Origin of the sequence: Clostridium sp. OM05-5BH (assembly GCF_003481505.1) — a bacterium.
Taxonomy (GTDB): domain Bacteria; phylum Bacillota; class Clostridia; order Lachnospirales; family Lachnospiraceae; genus Otoolea; species Otoolea fessa.
Genome location: NZ_QULJ01000003.1, coordinates 119337 through 142791 on the forward strand (window position 1 = coordinate 119337; position 23455 = coordinate 142791).

Annotated in this window: 18 protein-coding genes; all 18 read left to right on the top strand. The window is 51.2% G+C overall.

The genetic code is table 11. The features are described from left to right. Positions 1 to 204: 204 nt before the first annotated feature. A complete protein-coding gene (alaS, locus tag DXB70_RS05265) occupies positions 205 to 2814 on the top strand; it encodes an alanine--tRNA ligase (protein ID WP_227589512.1) in 2610 nt (869 codons plus the stop codon). A gap of 137 nt (positions 2815 to 2951) precedes the next feature. After that, complete coding sequence (rpsU, locus tag DXB70_RS05270; RefSeq protein ID WP_003504099.1) at positions 2952 to 3128, top strand: 30S ribosomal protein S21; 177 nt, start codon at positions 2952 to 2954, stop codon at positions 3126 to 3128. A 97-nt stretch (positions 3129 to 3225) separates the two neighbouring features. After that, a complete protein-coding gene (locus tag DXB70_RS05275) occupies positions 3226 to 5100 on the top strand; it encodes a DUF6020 family protein (protein ID WP_118672811.1) in 1875 nt (624 codons plus the stop codon). Positions 5101 to 5165: 65 nt separating this feature from the next. Beyond that, the gene (locus tag DXB70_RS05280; RefSeq protein WP_118293687.1) at positions 5166 to 5438 is read left to right on the top strand and encodes a YabP/YqfC family sporulation protein; all 273 of its coding nucleotides are present in this window, start codon (positions 5166 to 5168) and stop codon (positions 5436 to 5438) included. Positions 5439 to 5447: 9 nt separating this feature from the next. Further along, positions 5448 to 6737: a sporulation protein YqfD gene (locus DXB70_RS05285; RefSeq protein WP_182431287.1), complete on the top strand. Its 1290-nt coding sequence runs from the start codon at positions 5448 to 5450 to the stop codon at positions 6735 to 6737. Beyond that, positions 6712 to 7746, top strand: a complete 1035-nt coding sequence (locus DXB70_RS05290; RefSeq protein ID WP_233430141.1) for a PhoH family protein — start codon at positions 6712 to 6714, stop codon at positions 7744 to 7746. The genes DXB70_RS05285 and DXB70_RS05290 overlap by 26 nt, the downstream gene beginning before the upstream one ends. Next, positions 7743 to 8240 (top strand): rRNA maturation RNase YbeY, encoded by a 498-nt coding sequence (gene ybeY / locus DXB70_RS05295; RefSeq protein ID WP_022359625.1) that lies wholly within the window; start codon positions 7743 to 7745, stop codon positions 8238 to 8240. Before DXB70_RS05290 ends, ybeY begins: the two co-directional genes overlap by 4 nt. Positions 8241 to 8322: 82 nt before the next feature. Beyond that, on the top strand, positions 8323 to 9447 hold the full coding sequence (locus tag DXB70_RS05300; protein WP_118672812.1) for a DUF3048 domain-containing protein: 1125 nt from the start codon (positions 8323 to 8325) through the stop codon (positions 9445 to 9447). Beyond that, complete coding sequence (locus tag DXB70_RS05305) at positions 9428 to 11239, top strand: polysaccharide biosynthesis protein (protein WP_243099907.1); 1812 nt, start codon at positions 9428 to 9430, stop codon at positions 11237 to 11239. Before DXB70_RS05300 ends, DXB70_RS05305 begins: the two co-directional genes overlap by 20 nt. Positions 11240 to 11314: 75 nt before the next feature. Beyond that, entirely contained in the window at positions 11315 to 11692 is a 378-nt protein-coding gene (locus DXB70_RS05310; RefSeq protein WP_118672814.1) for a hypothetical protein, read from the top strand. Between the two features lie 84 nt (positions 11693 to 11776). After that, positions 11777 to 13021, top strand: a complete 1245-nt coding sequence (locus DXB70_RS05315) for an NAD(P)/FAD-dependent oxidoreductase (protein WP_118672815.1) — start codon at positions 11777 to 11779, stop codon at positions 13019 to 13021. Continuing rightward, positions 13018 to 14700, top strand: a complete 1683-nt coding sequence (locus DXB70_RS05320; protein ID WP_118672816.1) for an FAD-dependent protein — start codon at positions 13018 to 13020, stop codon at positions 14698 to 14700. The genes DXB70_RS05315 and DXB70_RS05320 overlap by 4 nt, the downstream gene beginning before the upstream one ends. Beyond that, on the top strand, positions 14681 to 14908 hold the full coding sequence (locus DXB70_RS05325) for a DUF896 domain-containing protein (protein WP_022359502.1): 228 nt from the start codon (positions 14681 to 14683) through the stop codon (positions 14906 to 14908). Before DXB70_RS05320 ends, DXB70_RS05325 begins: the two co-directional genes overlap by 20 nt. A gap of 16 nt (positions 14909 to 14924) precedes the next feature. Next, the gene (locus tag DXB70_RS05330) at positions 14925 to 15503 is read left to right on the top strand and encodes a 5-formyltetrahydrofolate cyclo-ligase (protein WP_118637377.1); all 579 of its coding nucleotides are present in this window, start codon (positions 14925 to 14927) and stop codon (positions 15501 to 15503) included. A 412-nt stretch (positions 15504 to 15915) separates the two neighbouring features. Beyond that, positions 15916 to 17283, top strand: a complete 1368-nt coding sequence (gene miaB / locus DXB70_RS05335; RefSeq protein WP_347559599.1) for a tRNA (N6-isopentenyl adenosine(37)-C2)-methylthiotransferase MiaB — start codon at positions 15916 to 15918, stop codon at positions 17281 to 17283. Between the two features lie 13 nt (positions 17284 to 17296). Next, positions 17297 to 18574, top strand: coding sequence for a L,D-transpeptidase family protein (locus DXB70_RS05340; RefSeq protein ID WP_118672818.1), 1278 nt, complete (start codon positions 17297 to 17299; stop codon positions 18572 to 18574). A 102-nt stretch (positions 18575 to 18676) separates the two neighbouring features. Further along, the gene (mutS, locus tag DXB70_RS05345) at positions 18677 to 21319 is read left to right on the top strand and encodes a DNA mismatch repair protein MutS (RefSeq protein WP_118672819.1); all 2643 of its coding nucleotides are present in this window, start codon (positions 18677 to 18679) and stop codon (positions 21317 to 21319) included. 32 nt (positions 21320 to 21351) lie between these two features. Beyond that, complete coding sequence (mutL, locus tag DXB70_RS05350; protein ID WP_118672820.1) at positions 21352 to 23448, top strand: DNA mismatch repair endonuclease MutL; 2097 nt, start codon at positions 21352 to 21354, stop codon at positions 23446 to 23448. Positions 23449 to 23455: the final 7 nt, after the last annotated feature.

The following is a 23455-nucleotide window of genomic DNA, read 5'->3' on the forward strand; positions in this document are numbered from 1 at the left end:
AGAAAATGGGACTTTTGCGGCATATAGAATTGCGGTAAGGGTCCCATTTTTACACACTTTTTGTACACTTTTTGTACCGATAAACCTCTTGCGAAATGTAAATTCCTATGATAGGATATAAAGAATGAGGAAAATTTTACTTAAATAGAAGTAACTATAGGAGGAAGCAACGTGAAAAAATACGGTGTGAACGAACTTAGAAAGATGTTCTTAGACTTTTTTGAGAGCAAGGGACATCTGGCAATGAAGAGTTTCTCTCTGGTTCCGCATAATGATAACAGCCTTCTGCTTATCAACTCTGGTATGGCTCCGTTAAAGCCATATTTTACGGGTCAGGAGATTCCGCCGAGAACAAGAGTATGTACCTGTCAGAAATGTATTCGTACCGGCGATATCGAGAATATCGGTAAGACTGCCCGTCATGGTACCTTTTTTGAGATGCTTGGCAACTTCTCCTTCGGTGATTATTTCAAAGAGGAAGCGATTCACTGGTCCTGGGAATTTTTAACCGAGGTTGTCGGACTTGATCCGGATCGCCTCTATCCGTCTGTGTTCGAGAGCGATGACGAGGCATTTGATATCTGGAACAAAGAGATGGGTATTCCGGCAGAGCGTATTTTCCGCTTTGGCAGAGAGGATAACTTCTGGGAGCATGGCGCTGGTCCGTGCGGTCCGTGTTCTGAGATTTACTATGACCGCGGTGAGAAATACGGCTGCGGCAAACCGGGATGTACGGTAGGCTGCGAGTGTGACCGTTACATGGAGGTATGGAACAATGTATTCTCCCAGTTTAACAACGACGGTCACGGCAACTACACCGAGCTGGAGCACAAGAACATTGATACCGGAATGGGTCTGGAGCGTCTGGCAGTGATTGTACAGGATGTAGATTCCCTGTTTACGGTTGATACCAACAAAGCTCTGTTAGACCGTGTCTGCGAGCTGGCACATACCGAATATCAGAAAGATCATGAGACCGATATTTCTCTGCGTATTGTAGCGGATCATATCAAGTCCTGCACCTTCATGATTTCCGATGGCATTATGCCATCCAACGAGGGACGCGGATATGTTCTGCGCCGCCTTCTGCGCCGTGCAGCACGCCATGGCAAAAAACTTGGCATCGAGGGTGAGTTCTTAGCAGCTCTGTCCCGCACCGTTATCGACCTTTCCAAGGATGGTTATCCGGAACTGGAAGAGAAGAGCGCGATGATTTTCAAGGTTCTTTCGGAGGAAGAGGATAAGTTCAACAGGACCATTGATCAGGGTCTTGCGATCCTTGCTGATATGGAAGAAGATATGAACAAGAAGGGCGAGAAAGTGCTGTCCGGCGACAACGCATTCAAGCTCTACGATACGTATGGATTCCCGATCGACTTAACCCGTGAGATTCTCGAGGAGAAGAGCCTCGGTATCGATGAGGACGGCTTCAACGCAGCGATGAAACGCCAGAAAGAACAGGCGAGAGCGGCGAGAAAGACGACTAACTATATGGGCGCGGATGTTACGGTATACCAGTCCATCGATCCGGCTATTACAACTGAGTTTATCGGCTATGATCGTCTGACAGCGGAATCTGAGATTTCCGTTCTGACGACCGAGGATGAGATTGTAGAGGCACTGACTGACGGTCAGACTGGTACAATTATCACCAAGGAAACCCCGTTCTACGGAACCATGGGTGGTCAGGAGGGTGACTTCGGTCAGATTACCGCTCCGGACGGCTCTGTGTTTGAAGTAAAAGATACCATTCATTTACAGGGTGGCAAGATCGGTCATGTCGGTGTTGTAGTAAAGGGTATGTTCGAGGTGGGAGAAAAAGTAACCATGTCGGTTGACAAGGAAAACCGTGAACTGACTTCCCGCAACCATTCCGCAACCCATCTGCTTCATAAAGCGCTGCGTACCGTACTTGGTAGCCATGTAGAGCAGGCTGGTTCTCTGGTAACCCGTGACCGTCTGCGTTTTGACTTTACTCATTTCTCTGCGATGACTCCAGAGGAGATAGAGAAGGTTGAAAAGATTGTAAATGATGAGATTGCAGCATCCCTGCCGGTTGTAACCGATGTTATGTCCTTGGATGAGGCAAAGAAGACGGGCGCGATGGCACTGTTTGGCGAGAAGTACGGCGAGAAAGTCCGTGTTGTCAAGATGGGGGATTTCTCCACCGAGCTTTGCGGCGGTACACACGTATCCAACACAGGCACAATTGCATCCTTCAAGATTCTCTCTGAGGCTGGTATTGCAGCAGGCGTCCGCCGTATCGAGGCGCTGACCTCCACCGGTTTGATGAACCACTACAAAGAGGTAGAGAATGAGCTGCATGAGGCGGCAAAACTGGCAAAGACCACTCCGGCGGCACTGAGCAGCAAGATTGAGTCCATGTTAGAGGAGATCAAGACTCTGCACGCAGAGAATGAGAAGTTAAAAAGTAAGCTGGCGAACGACTCTCTGGGCGATGTTATGAACCAGGTACAGGATGTAAACGGTGTGAAGCTGCTGGCAGTTGAGGTTAAGGATGTAGACATGAACGGTCTGCGTAATCTGGGCGATCAGCTGAAAGAGAAGCTGGGCGACGGCGTTGTTCTGATTGCATCTACTCTGGATGGCAAGGTAAGCCTGATGGCTTCTGTAACTGACGGTGCGATGAAGAAGGGTGCACATGCTGGAAACTTAATCAAAGCAATCGCAGGTCTTGTCGGCGGCGGCGGCGGTGGCCGTCCGAACATGGCACAGGCTGGCGGAAAGAATCCGTCTGGTATTGCAGCAGCCCTTGAAAAAGCGGCAGAAGTAGTAGCAGAGCAAGTAAAATAAAAAAATCATAAAAAAATGTAAAATGTTGTTGACGTATCATTTTTTTATGATATAATCTTTTTAGTGCTAAAAAAATACCCATACAGTTGTATTAATATGCACTTATTACACAACTGGAGGGAGGTTAGGTGTGAGCTATGTCAAATGTAATCGTTAAAGATAACGAGAGTCTGGACAGCGCTTTACGCAGATTCAAAAGAAACTGTGCTAAGGCTGGTATCCAGCAGGAGATTCGGAAAAGAGAGCATTACGAGAAACCGAGCGTTCGTCGTAAAAAGAAATCCGAAGCTGCTAGAAAACGCAAATACAATTAAGTAACGCAAAAGTCCTGGTTTTCATATGAACCAGGACTTTTTTGTGCAATAGGAGAAAGAGAAGAAATGCGATGTGGCGGATGATGGAGTGAGGGGCATGAGAGAGAAGCAGGAAAATGAGAGACGGGGAAAGGGATTGAAACAATATATTGCGGATCGGCGCCTGGCAGCAGTCAGCCTTGTGCTGGGTGTTTTGATGGGGCTGATGATTCTTCTGGGAATCCGATACAGCCGCAATGAGCTGATTTACCGGACGGCGGGTCAGTTTTTGGGACAGTTGGCGGGCTGGGTGGTGTGTATGACGGTGATGGTCTGGGCGATTTGTGTGGGACTGGATGCTTTGGGGCGTGGCTGGCCTGAGATACGGGATTTTCAGTTCGGAAAATTCCTGCCTGTGAACAGTTACCAGAAACGGACGCAAGCACGGAGGGGGAAAGACCGCGAAGACCAGGGAAGCAGCCGCGATGTGGAAAGCCAGGGACGGGAATCGAAACAGCGCGCAGCGAAAAATTCGGATTTGGGGACATGGCTGAAATGGATGTTTCTCTCCTGGTGCGTCTATCTTCCGGTTTTTCTGGCGGTTTATCCGGGCATTTATTCTTACGATGCGTCCGCGCAGCTCCTTCAGTTTTATGGGAAACTGCCGCTGACAACTCACCATCCATTAATTCACACGCTATATCTGGGACTCTGCATGAAGATTGCGGGGCGTCTGTTCCATACCTATCAGGCAGGGATGGCGCTGTATGCGCTGTCGCAGTCGTTTTTTATGAGTGCGGTCTTTTCCCTGTGTCTGTGCCGGATGAAAGCGCGGCGGGCACCGCGATGGATCTGCGTCGCTTCGTGGACGTTCTGGATTCTGAATCCGTATCTGACGGTCTTTTCCTTTGTCACGACGAAGGATGTGCTCTTTGGCGCATTTTTCCTGCTGGCATTTGATACGGCATGTTGTCTGGCGGAGGATCCGGAGCATTTTTGGCGGGGAATGTGCCAGAAGAAAGAGGATTTGGATAAAGAAAGAGAGCTGGATAAAGAGAAAAATCCGAACGGAACAGGTTCTCGGAAAGAAGTGGGAAAGTCGGGTGATTGGCTGCTCTTTTTTGTGAGTGTGTTTTTCATGTGCCTGTTCCGAAATCAGGGAATCTATGTGTTCCTGTTTTTTGTTTTGGCAGTCTGCCTGTTTTTACGAAAAAAAGTGTATCGCAGAAACTGGTTTATCGGGGCATCTCTGCTGGTGGCAGCTTTATGGTATGTTTTATCCGGTCCGATTCCAACGGCGTTCGGCGTGGGAAAGGGCGATGCGAGGGAGATGCTGTGCGTGCCGATGCAGCAGCTGGCGCGCATGTATCATGAAGTTCCGGAGAAATTGACGCCGGAGGAAAAGGAATATATCGAGACGCTGATTGACCCGCAGGCGCTCAGTGAGTATGTCCGTGTCAATGCGGATCCAGTGAAAAATGGATTCCATACGGAAGTGATGCAGGCAGATATGGGACGTTTCGTGCGGACCTGGGCGGAAATCGGGAAGCGCCATCCGGGTATTTATCTGGATTCATTTCTGATGGGGAACTGGGGGTACTGGTATATGGGAGACAGCCAGTACTGGATCAGCTATATTTTATACGATGGGGCATACTTGGAAGGTAATTTAAATATCCTGCATATCACGCGTAACAGCCATTTTCAGGCGCTTTCGGACTGGTTGAGGGAGGCGACACTGACACCCGCATTCCAGTCGGTTCCGGTGCTGTCGGTGCTTCTCAATCAGGCATTTCCGTTCTGGCTGATGCTGTTTGCGGCAGGATTTGCAGTCTGGAAGCACCGGGCGTATGAGATCATTCCGCTGATGCTTCTGCTAGGCTGCTGGGGAACACTTCTGCTGGGACCGGTGGTTTCCCTGCGGTATGCATTGCCGTTGATTTACTGTGTGCCGCGGATGCTGGAAATGATAGTGGGTTTGACGGGAAAATAGTAAACGGCATAGTTTCTGCTTTCCTACATATATTAGATAATAACAATGAAATAGGCGGTAGGCGCTTGTTTGGCAGACAGAAAAAAGCGATCGTTTCGGCACTTCATCTGCCGGAGGACGTCGTTCTCGGAGAGATGCTTCTGTATTTTACCGGCAGTCGGGCGGCTGTGGTAGAAAATTACAGGAGCATTCTCTTTTTTTCCGACGAAATGCTGCGGCTGACGGGAAAGAACACCCGGCTTACTATCAAGGGGAAGGGGCTTTCGATTGAGTATTATGACCGCGATAATCTGCGGGTCACGGGGCAGATTGTGTCTGTCGAATTTGGGGTGCTGTGAGGAATGAGTATGGCGAAGGTAAGACACCTTCTACATGGGATAGTGCGGCTTAACATGCGCGGCACCTCCCCGGAGAGATTCCTGAATCTCTGTACGCTGGCAGGTTTAAATGTCTGGCAGGTAAAAAAAGAGCAGGAAAATCTGCTGTTTTATATGGAAATCCGCGATTTTAAGCGGTGTGCGCCACTGGCAAGAAAAGCGGGAGTCCGTCTGCATATCGTTGAAAAGCGTGGGCTGCCGGTGTTTCTCTGGCGGAACCGGAAACGGAAAGGGTGGGCGGTCAGCTTCGTCCTTTTTTTTCTGTTATTATTGTTTCTGGCACAATTTGTCTGGGAGATCGACTGGAGTGGAAACCGGCGTTATACCGAAAGTGAGCTGAATCATTACCTCCAGACGCTGCAGATTGAAGAGGGAATTCCCAAGAAGCGGATTTCCTGTGCGAGGCTGGAGGAAGAACTGCGGGAGTCATTTGAAGATATCACCTGGGTGTCGGTGCGCCTGCATGGGACGCGCCTTTTCATCCGCCTGCGGGAGAGCGAGGTTCCGGTCCGTCAGGAAGTGGAGTCCGGCGAGGCGTGCGATCTGGCGGCGGCATCCGACGCGCGGATCACGTCGGTAGTCGTCCGGAGCGGAATCCCGCTTGTGCAGGCGGGAGATACGGTGGAAAAGGGGCAGCTTCTGGTGTCGGGAACGGTGCCGATCACAGATGATGGAGGCGAAGAAATTTCCTCTTACCGGGTGCGGGCGGATGCGGATATATATGGGATCCGGGAGCGGGTCGGGAGAAAGGAGCTTCCGCTCTGGAGGGAAATGCGGACGGAAACGGGAAAGAAACGATACGGAATTGCTTTGGAAGCAGGAACACACACATTTTACTGGAAAATTCCAGAATTTTATGATATGATAGAACATACATTCGATATGGCGGAGCAGTGGGGCTTTTTCAGACGAAGCAGGCGGATGAAACCTGCCTGGACGATCCGGACGGAGTACCGGAAATTGCGGCTCCCGCTTGATTTTTATCTGCCGCTTTCTGTCGGGTGGAGTGAGTACCGGGAGACGTCTGTCTGCGAAAAAAGGTATACAGAACCAGAGCTTGCGGCGCTGTCAGCGGCATTTCAAAAGGAGACGGAAGAAAAATTGATCGAAAAAGGTGTACATATTATGGCAAGTGATGGTAGAATACTAATAAATGGCGGAGTCTGCCATTTTGAGGTACGGCTTCAGACGGAGGAGCCGATTCAAGTTGTGACACAAGGAGAACAGCAAAGGAATGAGCATAATAGAGACAATGATTGATATTCCGATGGAACATGAGCGGAATGTATGCGGACAGTTTGACGCGTATCTGAAAAAGATTGAGCGGACGCTGCACGTGACGATGATCACACGCGACGGCGCGCTGAAAATCATCGGTCCGGAGCAGACGATCCGGCAGGCGAAGAGTGTGTTCAACAATCTGTTAGAGCTTTCCAGGCGCGGCAATACCATTACCGAGCAGAATGTTGATTACGCCCTGTCGCTGTCCTTCACGGAGAAGGACGATCAGATTCTCGAGATCGATAAGGATATCATCTGCCGGACGATCACGGGTAAGCCGGTCAAACCGAAGACGATGGGACAGAAACAGTACGTGGACCTGATCCGCAAGAAGATGATTGTATTTGGCATCGGTCCGGCGGGTACCGGAAAAACGTATCTGGCGATGTCGATGGCGATACAGGCATTTAAGAGTGGCGAGGTAAGCCGGATCATCCTGACGCGTCCGGCGATCGAGGCGGGGGAAAAACTGGGTTTTCTGCCGGGCGATCTGCAGAGCAAGATCGATCCGTACCTGCGTCCGCTTTACGATGCGCTGTATCAGATTATGGGGGCAGAAAGTTACCTGCACAATTCTGAGAAGGGCTTGATTGAGGTGGCGCCGCTTGCGTACATGCGTGGTCGTACCCTGGATAATGCGTTCATCATTCTCGATGAGGCGCAGAATACGACCCCGGCACAGATGAAGATGTTCCTGACACGTATCGGCTTTGGTTCTAAGGTAATCGTGACGGGCGACCAGTCGCAAAAGGATCTGCCTGCCGGAGCTACGTCCGGACTGGATACGGCGATTCATGTACTCAAGAAAATTGACGATATTGGTTTCTGCTATCTGACCAGCAGTGACGTAGTCCGCCATCCGCTGGTACAGAAGATCGTAGAGGCATACGATGCGTATGAGAAAAAAGATGCGGATGCGTCCCGCGGTTTCCGGAGAAATAGTTCCGGGACGCGTGACCGGAAAGATGGAGGAAGAAAGAACAGATGACAATCCAGATCGAATATGAAGCAGAGCGGGAGTGGGAGATAGATTACCGTCCGATCATCGAGGAGATCGTGGTTGCGGCGCTCGATTATGAAAAATGCCCGTATGAGGCGGAGGTCAATGTAGTCCTGACAAATGATGAGGAGATTCATCGTATTAATAAGGAATTCCGAGGAATCGACCGGGCAACCGACGTCCTCTCTTTTCCGATGGGGGATTACGATGTGCCGTCCGATTTTGAACGGTTGGAAGAGCAGTCAGAGGACTATTTTAACCCGGAGACGGGCGAACTTCTTCTGGGCGATATCGTGATCTCGATCGATAAGGTAGACGAGCAGGCGGAGAAATACGGTCATTCTAAGGAGCGCGAGCTGGCGTTCCTGGTGGCACACAGTATGCTGCACCTGTGCGGTTACGATCATATGGAAGATGACGAACGCCTTGTGATGGAGAAAAAACAGGAGGAAATCCTGGCTGGCAAAGGGTATACGCGCTAAAAGCAGGGAAAAGAACCGGAGGGAAAGGGGAGAGCCCATCTGGGAAATGAGGCATATGGGGATGTGATGGGGGAAGTACGGAATGAAAAAAAGCAGTTGGAAAATAAGGGCCCTGGCACTGACTCTGATGGCAGTCTGCTGGCTGTCAGGCTGTTCGGCTCACAAAGAAATATCGGTAACGGCAGCAGAGACACAGGAGGAGACACGTGAGCTGTCCTTAAATACAGAGACGGAGGCCGAAACGCAGCTGGAAGCAGAGCCGGAGGGACGTTACGAAAAAGACGGGAAGATACAGAGTTATCTGACCGGGGAATGGACGGATGTCGCAAAGGCGAACCGCCGTCCGCTCGCAATCATGATGAGCAATGACAAGGCGGCGCTTCCGCAGTATGGCATCAACCATGCCGGAGTGGTCTATGAGGCACCGGTGGAAGGCAGCATGAACCGCTATATGGCACTGATAGAGGACTATGACGATCTGGACCGGATCGGTTCCGTCCGGAGCTGCCGCCCATACTATACTTTTTTTGCAAGGGAATTTGAGGCGGTCTATGCACATTATGGGCAGAATACGTTTGCACTTCCGTATCTGGAGCAGATGGAACATTTAGATGGAATCAAAGGCAATGGGGCATCTGCGTATTTCCGGACCAAGGATCGGAAGACCCCGCACAATGCCTATGCATCGGGACCAAAGCTGCGCCAGGCGATCGAGGCGAGCGGTTATGCGGATGCGTACCCGGAGAGCTATGAGGGGCATTATACTTTTGCGCCGGAGAGTGCGCCGGTGTGCTTTGAGGATGGTATCGCAGCGGCCAAAGTAGTGCCAGGTTATCAGTTAAGCAATCCCTGGTTTGAGTATCACCTGGAGGACGGGCTGTACTACCGGTATCAGTATGGCGGTCCGCATATGGGAGATGAAGGACAGATAGCGGTTAAAAATATTATTTTCCAGTACTGTTTGTGGAAATATTATAAACCGACGGAATATCTGAATATTGATGTCCATACACCGGCGATGGGGTATTATTTTACAAATGGACACGGCATTCTGATTCGTTGGGAAAAAGACGGCGCTTACGGCGTCACAAAGTATTACGATATGGACGGTCAGGAAATCAAGCTGAATCCGGGCAAGACCTGGGTCTGCATCCTTCCGAATGACCGTATGGATAAGGCGGAATTCTATGGAGAACAGACGGAGTAGAAGAAAACCCGGAATGCGGGAAGAGACAGAAAGAGAGATAATCAGCCGGCAGCGCACGGCAGGACGTAGAGAAGAAGCAGCTGGAGTCAGCCGGGAAAGTGCGGGCAGAAGCCGTAACCGGTCAGGAAGCAGCCGGAAGCCGGAAGCGGTTCCGGTGAGAAAAGAAAATTTTGTCATTCAAGGTACGATCCTGGCAGTTGCCGGTATCATTGTGCGTCTGATCGGTATTCTGTACCGCGTCCCGATGACGAATATCATCGGCGATGAGGGCATGGGATATTATTCGACGGCATTCAACGTATATAATATCATGCTGATCCTTTCATCGTACAGTCTGCCTCTGGCGGTGTCGAAGATGGTAGCGGCCCGCCTTGCGAAAGGGCAGTACCGCAATATGAACCGTGTTCTGCGGGCGGCGCTTGTCTATGCGACGGTCGTAGGTGGTCTGGCATGCTTTATTACCTGGAATTTTGCAGGTTTTTTTGCAACAACCTTGTTTAACACGCCATTCTGCGTGTATGCACTCCGCACACTTGCGCCAACGATCTGGATCATGGCGTATCTGGGTGTGCTGCGCGGTTATTTCCAGGGGCATGGAACGATGATTCCGACGGCGATCTCCCAGATCCTGGAGCAGGTGGTCAACGCGATTATCAGTGTAGTGGCCGCCAGCGTCCTTTTCAAGGTGGGACTGGATACAGCGAAAGTATATGGAAAAGATGGATATGCACAGGCATTTGGCGCGGCAGGCGGTACGATCGGCACAGGAAGCGGCGCGTTTGCAGCCCTGTTATTTGTGCTGGTATTGTTTTTACTCTACCGTCCGACGGCAAAACGGCGGATTGCCAAGGATCGGAGCGATAGTGTGGATTCCTACCGTCAGATTTCGAGAATCTTCTTCTTTACCGTTATTCCGGTTATCGTAAGCTCGGGTGTTTACAATATTAACTCGGTTATTGACAACGGTATCATGGCGCACGGCATGGAGTCGCTGGGACGCGGCAAAGAGTTTTTAGCCCTCTGGGGTATCTACAACAACAAATATATGCTGCTGGTACACGTCCCACTTGCGATGGCGAACTCACTGTCCTCGTCGCTGATTCCTTCGCTGTCCGGTGCAATAGCGCGTAAGGATCGAAAGGCGGCGATTGAGAAGACAGCCCTTGCGATCCGGTTTGCTATGCTGATTGCGATTCCGTCGGCGGTGGGGCTGACGGTACTTTCAGCACCGGTCAATAACCTGTTATTCCGGGGCGGCAACAATGCGGAAGCGATCCGTATGATGATGATTGGCGCTTCAGCCGTTATCTTCCTGTCGCTTTCGACGGTTACCAATGCAATCTTACAGGGACTAAACCGGATGAATGTTCCGGTGCGGAACGCCCTGATTTCGTTAGCATTACACGTGATTGCGCTGTATATTATGCTGATGATCTTCAATATGGGTATCTACAGTATGGTATTTGCAAGTATTTTATTTGCGCTCTTTATGTGCATTTTAAATGCGATCGCGATCCGCAACACACTCGGTTACCGCCAGGAAATGGTCAAGACCTTCCTGCTGCCGGCGATCAGCGCAGCATTTATGGGCGCGGCGGCATATGGCGTGTACCGTGGGGTTACGCTGGTGATCCACAGCAATGTGCTGGGAACGCTGCTGGCGGTGCTTGTGGCGGTCGCGGTATATGGCGTGCTTCTTATCAAGCTGCACTGTATCGAGGAAGATGAGATGTATTCGATGCCGATGGGACGGAAACTCACACGCATCTGCCGGAAGCTGCATCTGATGTAGGGTTAGAAATTTAGCTATGATTAAAATTTAGAAAAAAGTGAATAATAAGGATACACAACAGGAGGTATCCTTATTATGAGAAAATATCAGGGAATACTGTTTGCGGCGCTTTTTTGTTTTGCAATGCTTCTGCTTCTGGCGGCAGGGCTCTGGTGGTACCGTCCACGGCGGGCGGAACCGGTACCGGGGCGCGTGTATGAGTCAGAGCGGATGCCGGAGAATAATGCGGTTCTGAACCCGGAACCGGAAGTGGCGGAGAAACAATCCGGCTATTGTCTGACGGCGGAGGATGGGATGCTGCTTATCTTTGACGGAACAAGCGGCGAAATCTGTTTCCAGACCCATATGCCGCTCTCAGAATTTTCCGTGGAAGAACAGGAAAAACTGCTGGAAGGAGTCTGGTTCGACACAATGACGGATGTGTTTCACTATCTGGAGTCTTTCAGCAGTTAGATGTGATTATAATACAGTCAAAAAACAAAGAAGAAAGTCCGCGTATGAACGGTACGAAGCAAACGGTCAGGAAGGGAAATAGGGATGAGTCAGAATAAAGTAATCATAGTGGGAGCAGGAGCAGCCGGAATGACGGCTGCCATTTTTGCTGCCAGGGAGGGCGCACAGGTGGTTCTGCTGGAACATAAAGACCGGGTCGGCAAGAAGATCCTGTCTACCGGCAATGGACGCTGTAACCTTTCAAACCGTTTGCAGGAGCCGTTCTGCTACCGCAGTGGTCAGCCGGATTTTCCATGGAAGGCGCTTGGGACGTTTACGCTTCCGATGACACTGGAATATTTTGAGGATCTCGGCGTTTTGACGCGGGAACGGGACGGATATCTGTATCCATATTCCGGGCAGGCAAGCGCTGTTTTAGATGCACTCCGTCTGGGACTTGCGCGGGAGTCGGTTCAGGTGGTGACGGAATGTGAAGTTTTCTCGATCACGCCGCGCGAAGATGCGAAACACCGGTTTGAAGTGAAGACGTCCCAGGGGAGCTTTTCGGGCGAGGCGCTGATTCTGGCGTGCGGCAGCAAGGCGGCACCGGGTACAGGTTCGGATGGAAGCGGATATAAGCTGGCGAAACGGCTGGGACACCATATCATCAAGCCGCTTCCGGCATTGGTTCAGCTTCGTTGCCCGGAAAAGTTCTTTAAACAGCTCGCCGGAGTACGCGCGGATGCCTCTGTGATACTCTACAGCGATGGCAGAAAGCTGGCGGAGGACAAGGGCGAGGTGCAGCTTACGGATTATGGTATTTCGGGGATTCCGGTTTTCCAGGTCAGCCGCTTTGCGGCGCGCGCGCTCGATGAGGGACAGGATGTACGGGCGGTACTCAATTTTTATCCGGAATGCCCGGAAACGGAGACACGCCGGATATTAAAAGAGCGGAGTGAGCGCCTGAAAGAACGGCAGGTGGAGGACTTTTTTTCCGGCTGGATACATAAAAAACTGGCAGCTCTGTTTTTAAAACAGGCAGGAATCCGGCCAGATCGGACGGTTGGCAGCCTGACAGAGGCACAGATTCAGACGCTGGGGGATCTGCTCTGCCGGTTTGAGGTCAGCGTGAACGGTACAAATTCCTTTGAACAGGCACAGATCTGCTGCGGCGGCGTCGATGTGCGGGAGGTTGACGCACAGACGATGGAATCGAAGAAGGTAAAAGGATTATATTTTGCTGGGGAGATTCTGGATGTCGATGGCATCTGCGGCGGTTATAATCTCCAGTGGGCGTGGAGCAGCGGTGCAGCAGCTGGAAAATGTGCTGGAAGGGAGTCAGATAAATGATACGAGTAAATCAGGTAAAACTGCCGGTCAGCCACAGTGAGGCAGATCTTCGCAAGAAAACTGCCAAAATGATGGGAGTATCGGCAGATCAGATACAGTCGGTGGAGCTGGTGCGCCAGTCTCTGGATGCGCGCAAAAAGCCAGATCTGTACTATTTATATGCATTAGATGTTGCAGTGGCAGGGAAAGAGGCGGCGATTGTCAAACGTGCGCGCAGTGTAAATGTGCAGATCCGAAAGGAAGAGGCGTACCGCCTGCCCGATCCGGGAATAGAGCCGCTTCGGGAACGACCGGTAATCGTGGGCTTTGGTCCGGCAGGTATGTTTTGTGGTCTGATGTTGGCGCGTGCCGGATATCGCCCTCTTATTCTGGAACGGGGGCTGGATGCGGACAGCCGTGCAAAGGCGGTTGCACGCTATTGGACAGATGGAACGCTGGATCCGGAGTGCAATGTGCAGTTCGGCGAGGGCGGTGCCGGTACGTTTTCAGATGGAAAGCTGAATACGCTGGTCAAGGATCCATCTGGGCGGAATAAGGAAGTGCTAAAAATCTTGGCGCAGGCGGGCGCGGATCCGACGATTACCTATGTGAACAAGCCGCACGTTGGAACGGATGTTCTGCGGACGGTGGTAAAGAATATTCGAAGTGAGATAGAGAGTCTGGGCGGTGAGGTACGGTTTGGCTGCCGTCTGGAGGACTTTGAGACACAGAATGGTCATTTGTGTTCCATCCGCGTCAGTGCCCGTAAAGGCACGTCGGAGGCAGGACGGACGGTGGAGGAGATTCCGGCATCGGCACTGGTGCTGGCGATCGGGCATAGCGCCCGCGATACGTTTGCGATGCTGGCAGAGAAACCGCTCGACATGCAGGCAAAGGCATTTGCGGTGGGACTGCGGATCCAGCACCCACAGACGCAGATCAACTTAAGCCAGTACGGACGGGAAGAAGCCGGGAATCTGGGGGCTGCCAGCTATAAGCTGACGGCACAGACCTCCGGAGGCAGGGGCGTGTATTCTTTCTGTATGTGTCCGGGCGGCTTTGTTGTGGATGCATCCTCAGAGCCGGGACGGCTGGCAATCAACGGCATGAGCAACCATGATCGTGCCGGTGCAAACGCAAACAGCGCCCTGATTGTGACCGTTACACCGGAGGATTTTCCACAGCCGGGCACACTTGGCGGCGTAACGTTCCAGCGTCAGCTGGAGGAAGCGGCATACCGCTGCGGCGGCGGAAAAATCCCGGTACAGCTTTATGGAGATTTCCGGGAAAACCGGAGTTCAACGGGATTTGGAGCAGTGACACCACAGTTTGAAGGACAGTTTGCATTTGGAAATCTGCGGGAGGTGCTGCCGGAAGCGCTTTCGGCAGCGATGTTAGAGGGAATGGAACATTTTGGACATGTGATTCATGGCTTTGACCGTGAGGATGCGGTTTTTGCCGGAGTAGAGAGCCGGACCTCCTCGCCGCTGCGGATTCCGCGTGACCACGCGACGATGGAGAGCAGCACGATCGCGGGCATTTACCCATGCGGCGAGGGCGCTGGATATGCGGGCGGCATTACCTCGGCGGCGATGGATGGGATGAAGACGGCAGAGGCAATTATCGCGAAGTATGCTATCCCCAAAATTAAAACAAGCATTATAAGAGGAGAAATGATAGATGAAACAGGAAAGAATTGACCGTATTAATACGTTATATCATAAGAGCCAGGCAGTTGGATTGACCGAAGAAGAGAAAAAAGAGCAGGCAGCGCTTCGGAAGGAGTACATTGAGTCAATCCGTGGAAATATGCGAGGACAGTTAAATTCGATACTGATTAAAGAGAAAGACGGTTCTATTACGGATCTGGGTAAGAAATACGGCGGCGTTACGGATACGAAGAATTAATTGAAGGGTAGAAGAGATGGTTATTCATTCATCTGGATCGCAGATATCAAAACAGGAGGTTCGCGCATATGTCCTTCAAAAACGCGGGACTCTGCTGCCAGAAGAAAAACAACGATGGGATGAGGCATTGTTAGAACGTCTCCACCCCTTCTTTCCATCAGCCGGGACGGCAGTGTATGCCTATACGAGTGTGCGCGGTGAGGCAAGTACGGAATATTTGATTGACGAGCTGTTAAAACGCGGCTGCCGGGTGGCGCTGCCGCGGGTGTTTGGGCGTGAGATGCGTTTTTTCTATGTCACAGATCGGTGTCAGCTTGTGACAGGGGCATATGGCATCCCGGAACCGGCGGACGGATGTCAGGAGGCAGATGCGCCGAAAGCGCTGGTGATCACGCCTGGCGTAGGGTTTTCCAAGGATGGAAACCGCATCGGTTATGGGGCGGGGTATTATGACCGCTTTTTTGCGGCAGAACCGGACCATATGGCGGTGGGGATCTGCTATGGATTCCAGTTGTTTCCGGCATTTGAAACCGAAAAGCACGATAAAAAAATGGCATATATTGTGACACCGGAGCAGACAATTAAAGTTTTGTAATGTCTGGCGCACTCGCGCGAAGCAGAAACATATCGCAAGCGACCACGCTCGGCGCGAGAATTTGCCAAGGCACATTCTTTTTCAAAGCCGAAAAGGCATACAGGAACAGAGCAGCCGTGTGGTAAACTCTGTTTTTGCTTCCAGATACATGAACCGGAATATTTTGTAAGAAACTGGAAAGGATTCTGGCAGGAATGGGACTTGCGAAAATGAGCGCCATATAGTAATATTATCTAATGTATGAAATATTAGGATTATTAGGATAATGAAAGAATAGTAAGGAGCAATACAATTTATGGATTTACATACAAACGATTCGTCCGAATCCGCAGCAGGCGTGTTTGTGTCTGACAAATGTCAGATTCCGGTGGGCGGTATACCGCAGCAGGAACCGGATCGCCAGCAGTATTATATGGCACTCTGCCGCCAGAAGGTACAGGAGATTTCGGACAAACTGGGGCGTCCGCTGACCTGCTTTATCTCGACGTTCGGGTGTCAGATGAATGCACACGATTCAGAAAAGCTTCTCGGTATTCTGCTGGAAGCAGGATTTGTGGAAGGAACCAGTGAGGAATCGGATTTCGTCCTCTACAATACATGTACAGTCCGTGAAAATGCGAACCTGCGCGTGTATGGACGTTTAGGGTATCTTCACAGCCTCAAGAAAAAGAATCCGCATATGATGATCGCACTCTGCGGCTGCATGATGCAGGAGCCGGAGGTTGTAGAGAAATTAAAGAAGAGCTACCGCTTTGTGGACTTGATTTTCGGCACGCACAATGTATATAAACTGGCAGAGCTGCTGGAACAGCGCTTTGAGACGGGGAAGATGGTCATCGATATCTGGAAAGGAACTGATAAGATCGTTGAGGATCTGCCGTCGGAGCGCAAATATACATTTAAGTCTGGCGTTAATATCATGTTTGGCTGCAACAATTTCTGCAGCTATTGCATCGTCCCGTATGTGCGCGGACGCGAGCGCAGCCGTGCGCCGGAGGACATCATCCGTGAGATTGAAGAGCTGGTTAAGAACGGCGTCGTGGAGATCATGCTGTTAGGGCAGAATGTCAATTCCTACGGAAAGAACCTGGAATCTCCAATTACCTTTGCAGAACTTCTGCGCCGGGTAGAGCGGATTGAGGGGCTTAAACGGATCCGTTTCATGACCTCCCATCCGAAGGATCTGTCGGATGAGCTGATCGAAGTGATGGCATCTTCCAAGAAGATCTGCCGCCATCTGCATCTGCCGCTTCAGTCGGGCAGCAGCGAGATCCTAAAGAAGATGAACCGCCATTACACGAAAGAGCAGTATCTGGAACTGGCAGAGCGCATCCGCAAGGCGGTACCGGATATTTCCCTGACGACGGATATCATCGTTGGATTCCCGGGAGAGACGGAGGAAGATTTCGAGGAGACACTGGAGGTTGTGCGGAAAGTCCGCTACGACAGCGCATTTACCTTTATTTATTCGAAGCGCACCGGAACTCCGGCGGCAGCGATGGAAAATCAGGTTCCAGAAGAAGTTGTCAAAGAACGTTTCGACCGTCTGCTCGCAGAGGTACAGGCGATCTCCGCACAGGTCTGTGGAAGAGATGTCCATACAGTGCAGGAGGTTCTGGTGGAGGAACCGGACAGCCACGTAGAGGGACTGGTGACCGGACGTATGTCCAATAACACAATCGTTCATTTCCCAGGTGGAAAAGAGCTGATCGGTAAAATTGCTAAAGTATATCTGGAGGAATCCAAGGGCTTTTACTATATGGGATCCCTGGTAGATTAAGGAGGATGAATTCATGAAAAAGCATTATAAAGGATTGACGGTTCTGCTGTCAGCCTGTATGCTGGCAGGAAGCGCTTCTGTCGCATACGCAGGACCGGCAGATGACATTGCAAATGGTACAGTCGGTATGCCAAACGCCGGTTCGTCCACATCGGCAGAGCAGTTCAACCAGGAAGCAGGACAGCAGGATGAGAATACGGCGCTTCATGTCGGCGTCAATTATCTGTATAATGCGGAAGGCGATATTTCTGCATTTGCGATGAATTTGAAAAACTTTGAGGGGATCGGCGGCGTATCCTACCGTGCATATACCAACACAGGCGGTTATCTGTGGTGGTACCATGACGGCATCCAGACCGGTGTGGTTGGTTCCGGAAGCTGGGTAGAGGCGATCCAGATTCAGCTTTCCGGTCAGGCTGAGAAGATGTACGATGTTTACTATAGCGTTACATCCAGCGGTCAGGGCAAGATGGGATATGCGAAGAACGGCGAAGTGGCTGGTACCGTGGATATCGGCGAGAAGATCCTTTCTATTGAAGTCGTATTAGTTCCGAAGGGAAGCGCAGGTCCGCAGAGTGCAGCACTGCGCTACAAATCAGCTGCTTCCAGCAGACTGAGCGTAGCAGAAAATGCAACGGTTATGTTCAATGAGGACGGAAGCGTATATAACGGTTGGCTTTCCGATGACTTTGTACGTTATTATTTTGAAAATGGCTATGCAAAGACCGGCTGGCAGTATATCGATGGTTACAAGTTCTACTTTGACTCATGCGGTCGTCTGGTTCAGGACGTAGACAGCCTGATTGGCAAGCAGTCCGATTATCTCCTGAAGGTAAATAAGACACTGAACTGCCTGACGGTTTATGCAAAAGACGGCAATAACGGATATATTATTCCGGTGAAAGCGATGCTGACCTCCGTCGGTGATGATACGCCGATTGGAACTTTCAAGACACCGGAGAAATATCGCTGGAGACTGATGGTAAATGATACTTACACCCAGTATGCAACCCGTATCACACAGGGATTCCTGTTCCATTCGATTACATACGCAACCCCGAATGAGAATAACCTTCTGACCGTCGGCTATAATGGTCTGGGTGTTTCCCGTTCTTTAGGCTGTGTACGCCTGACCTGTGGAAACTCCAAGTGGGTATATGATAACTGCCATCTGGGAACGACTGTACAGGTATACGAGGATGCCAATGTAGCATCTCCATTTGATAAGCCGGAGCTGGTACCGATCTCCGATCAGCAGACCTGGGATCCGACGGATCCGAAATTCAACTAAAATAAAACGACAGCGGTCTGTCCGGTCTGGCATTCAGATGAGTGAAGTGCCGGAAAACGGGCGGATCGCGATGAAGAGAGGTAAATTGTGGCACTTTCACCAATGATGACTCATTATCTGGAGACGAAAAAACAGTATCCGGACTGTATTCTGTTTTATCGTCTTGGCGATTTCTATGAGATGTTTTTTGAGGATGCCCAGACTGTTTCGAAAGAATTGGAACTTACCCTGACTGGAAAAGACTGCGGACTGGAGGAACGCGCGCCTATGTGCGGTGTTCCTTATCATGCCGTAGAGGGTTATTTGAGCCGTCTCGTCCAGAAGGGCTATAAGGTCGCCATCGCAGAGCAGATGGAGGATCCGAAACAGGCAAAGGGACTTGTGAAGCGGGAGGTAATCCGGGTGGTGACGCCGGGAACCCTGACAAATTCACAGGTTCTGGAGGAATCAAAAAACAATTACCTGATGGGAATTGTATACATAGACGGTGTATTCGGCGTTTCGACGGTTGATGTCAGCACGGGCGACTATCTTGTGACGGAGGTTCGCAACGAGCGCAGTCTGTTAGATGAAATTTATAAATTTTCGCCGTCGGAGCTTATCTGCAACGAGGCTTTTTACATGTCAGGAATCGATTTAGAGGACTTGAAAGTACGGTTAAACGCCGTGATCTCAGCACTTGAAAATCGGTTCTTTTCTGATGATTCCTGCCGGAGAATCCTGCGGGAACATTTTCATGTAGAGCACCTGGAAGCGTTGGGACTGGCAGACTATGAGACGGGCGCGATCGCGGCGGGTGCTGTCCTGCAGTATCTGTATGAGACGCAGAAAAATACACTGGAACACCTGACGCGCCTGACTGTCTATACGACCGGACAGTTTATGATGCTGGATACGTCCACGCGCCGGAACCTGGAGCTTACTGAGACGCTCCGGGAAAAGCAGAAGCGAGGCACACTTCTCTGGGTGCTTGATAAGACGAAAACGGCGATGGGCGCCCGTATGCTGCGGACACTTGTGGAGCAGCCGCTCATCAGCCGGGAGGAGATCCTGCGCCGCCAGAATGCGATCGAAGAGCTGAACATGAACTATATCAGCCGTGAGGAGCTGTGCGAATATCTGAATCCGATCTATGATCTCGAACGTCTGATCGGATGCATCAGTTACCGGACGGCAAATCCGCGCGATCTCATCGCGTTTGGCAATTCACTGGCGATGCTTCCGTATATCAAACAGATTTTGAAGGAGTTTTCAGGCGAGCTGCTTAAAAACCTGGAAGCCGCTCTGGATCCGCTGGCAGATTTGAAGGAATTGATTGATAAGGCGATCGTGGAAGAGCCGCCGATCACGGTGCGCGAGGGCGGCATCATCAAGGAAGGCTACCATGAGGAGGCAGACCGTCTGCGTCATGCAAAGACAGAAGGAAAAGACTGGCTGGCACAGTTAGAGCAGAGCGAGCGTGAAAAGACAGGCATCAAAAACCTGAAAGTCAAGTTCAATAAGGTATTTGGCTACTATTTTGAGGTGACTAATTCCTTTAAGGATCTGGTGCCGGATTATTTCATCCGTAAACAGACCCTGACAAACGCAGAGCGCTATACGACCGACCGGCTGAAAGAGCTGGAAGATATCATTCTCGGCGCCGAGGACAAGCTGGTTTCTCTGGAATATGATCTGTTCTGCCAGGTGCGCGACCAGATCGCGGGCGAGGTAAACCGGATTCAGAGTACCGCCCGTGCGATCGCGATGACGGATGTGCTGGCGTCTCTGTCGGTGGTGGCGACGCGTTACAATTACGTGAAACCTCATATCAACGAAAAGGGCATCATCCGCATCAAAAACGGACGTCATCCGGTCGTAGAGCGCATGATGGGCGGCGAGATGTTTGTCGCCAATGACACATATTTAGACAACGGAAAGAACCGGATTTCGATCATTACCGGTCCGAACATGGCTGGTAAGTCAACTTATATGCGTCAGACGGCGCTGATCACGCTGATGGCGCAGATCGGAAGCTTCGTCCCGGCGGATGAGGCGGATATTGGTCTCTGCGACCGTATTTTTACCCGTGTGGGCGCTTCGGACGATCTGGCATCCGGTCAGAGTACCTTCATGGTGGAGATGACCGAGGTTGCGAATATCCTGCGGAATGCGACGAAAAACAGCCTTCTGATTCTCGATGAGATCGGGCGCGGTACGAGTACCTTCGATGGCCTTTCGATCGCCTGGGCGGTTGTGGAGTATATTAGTAATACGAAGATTCTGGGTGCTAAGACGCTGTTTGCAACACATTACCATGAACTGACAGAGCTGGAAGGAACCTTAAGCGGCGTCAACAACTACTGTATTGCGGTCAAGGAACAGGGCGACGATATCGTCTTCCTGCGTAAAATCGTGAAGGGTGGCGCCGATAAGAGCTACGGCATCCAGGTGGCGAAGCTTGCAGGCGTTCCGGCTCCGGTCATCGATCGGGCAAAAGAACTGGTGGAAGAATTGAGCGATGCCGACATTACAGCGCGTGCGAAGGAGATTGCAGAAAATGGTCCGGGAACCCAGACGCGCAAAAAGGTGGCAAAACCGGACGAGGTAGATCTGCAGCAGATGTCGATCTTTGACACGGTCAATGAGGACGATATCATCAAGGAGATCATGGAACTGGAAGTAAACCGGATGTCTCCGCTGGATGCGCTCAATACATTAGATAAGCTGCAAGCGAAGCTGAAAAACCGGTGGATGCACCAGTAAAAAAGAGTTTAGGAAGGATGTGGAGGAGATAGATGGCTGCGATTCAGGTCTTGGATTCCAATACAATCAATCAGATTGCAGCCGGCGAGGTCATTGAACGGCCGGCGTCGGTTGTCAAGGAGCTTTTGGAGAATGCGATCGATTCGAAGGCGACGGCGATCACGGTGGAGATTCAGGGCGGCGGTCTGCAGACGATCCGGGTGACGGATAACGGAAGCGGCATTGTGCGCGAGGAGATCCCACTGGCATTTAAGCGCCATGCGACCAGCAAGATCCGGACGGCGTCGGATTTGTTTCAGGTGGCATCGTTAGGGTTCCGCGGCGAGGCGCTGGCGTCGATCGCGTCGGTGGCGAAGGTGGAACTGATCACGAAAACAAACGATTCGATCAGCGGTTCCCGTTACCGCATCGAAGGCGGCGAGGAACTGGGACTGGAGGAGGTCGGTGCGCCGGAAGGTACGACCTTTATCGCCAGAGATCTGTTCTACAATACACCGGTACGCCGGAAGTTTTTAAAGACGCCGGCGACAGAAGGGTCCCATGTGGCAGATTTAGTCGAAAAGATTGCCCTGTCGCATCCGGAAATCTCCATCCGTTTCATCAATAACAACCAGAGCCGTCTCCATACCTCTGGAAATCATAACTTAAAAGATATAATTTATGCGGTCTTTGGACGCGAGATCACGGCAAACCTGATTGAGGTGGATGCCGGAGCTGATCCGATCCGGGTAGGCGGCTTCATCGGTAAGCCGCTGATCGCGCGCGGCAACCGCACGTATGAAAATTATTTCATCAACGGACGCTATATCAAGAGCAGTATCATCGGAAAGGCGATCGAGGACGCATATAAACCGTTCATGATGCAGCACAAGTATCCATTTACGATGCTGCAATTTACGATCGATCCGTCGTATATTGACGTCAACGTCCATCCGGCGAAGATGGAGATCCGTTTCAGGGACGGCGAACAGATCTACCGGACGGTCTACCATACGATCGCGATGGCACTCGCTAACCGGGAACTGATTCCGGCGGTTTCGCTGGAGAATGAGAAGAATGCAGAGAAAGAGCTGAAGATTCCGGGGCTGGAAAAGGGAGTGCTGCCGGAGCTTCCAACCAGAAAGATGGAAAGCAGTCAGGGCAGCCGTCCGTCCTTAAAACCGGTCCGTATCCGTGAGGAACATCCGGAACCGTTTGAGACGAAACGTCTGGGAGCGTCGCAGGCAGAAATGATGTCGGTCTCGGAAGATATGCCGGGATATGGGGCTGAAACCGGCAGCGGATCAAATGTGGCTGTGTCAGGAACGGGGCAGTTCGATGAAGTGTTTGGAAGAACCGACACAACCGGCAGAGTTGAAAATGTTTCAATTAATACAGAGTCAGATCTGCCAGAGCCGGCCACGTCAGCGCCTTCCAGCGAATCCATCTCAGCTTCAGCGGGGCAAACTGCATCTCCTGCATCTGTTTCAACGGGATCGACCCAGTCCGCCCCATCTGAAAAGCCCCGTCAGATGGATCTGTTTGAAGATAAACTCCTGACCAAACCGGCGCGTGCGAACCACCGCCTGATTGGACAGCTGTTTGACACATACTGGCTGGTGGAGTATCATGATAATCTGTACATCATTGATCAGCATGCGGCGCATGAGAAAATCCTCTATGAGCGGACGATGGCATCCCTTCAAAAGAGGGAGTACACCTCCCAGATGATCGATCCGCCGATCATTTTGAGTCTCAACAGCAGTGAGCAGCTCAAATTAGAGCAGTATATGGAACATTTTACCTCGATTGGATTTGAGATTGAGCCGTTTGGCGGCAAGGAGTACGCGGTGCGTGCCGTTCCGGCGAACCTCTTTTCCGTCGCAAAACGCGAGCTTCTGATGGAGATGATCGACGATCTGGCGGAGGGCAATGGAAGCGGAACCCCGGATCTCATCAATGAGCGTGTGGCGACGATGTCGTGTAAGGCGGCGGTCAAGGGCAATCACACATTATCATTTGCCGAAGCGGACAAGCTGATTGATGAGCTTCTGGAACTCAAAAATCCGTATGCGTGCCCACATGGACGCCCAACGATCATATCGATGAGCAAATATGAGTTGGAGAAGAAATTCAAACGGATTGTATAACCCATTA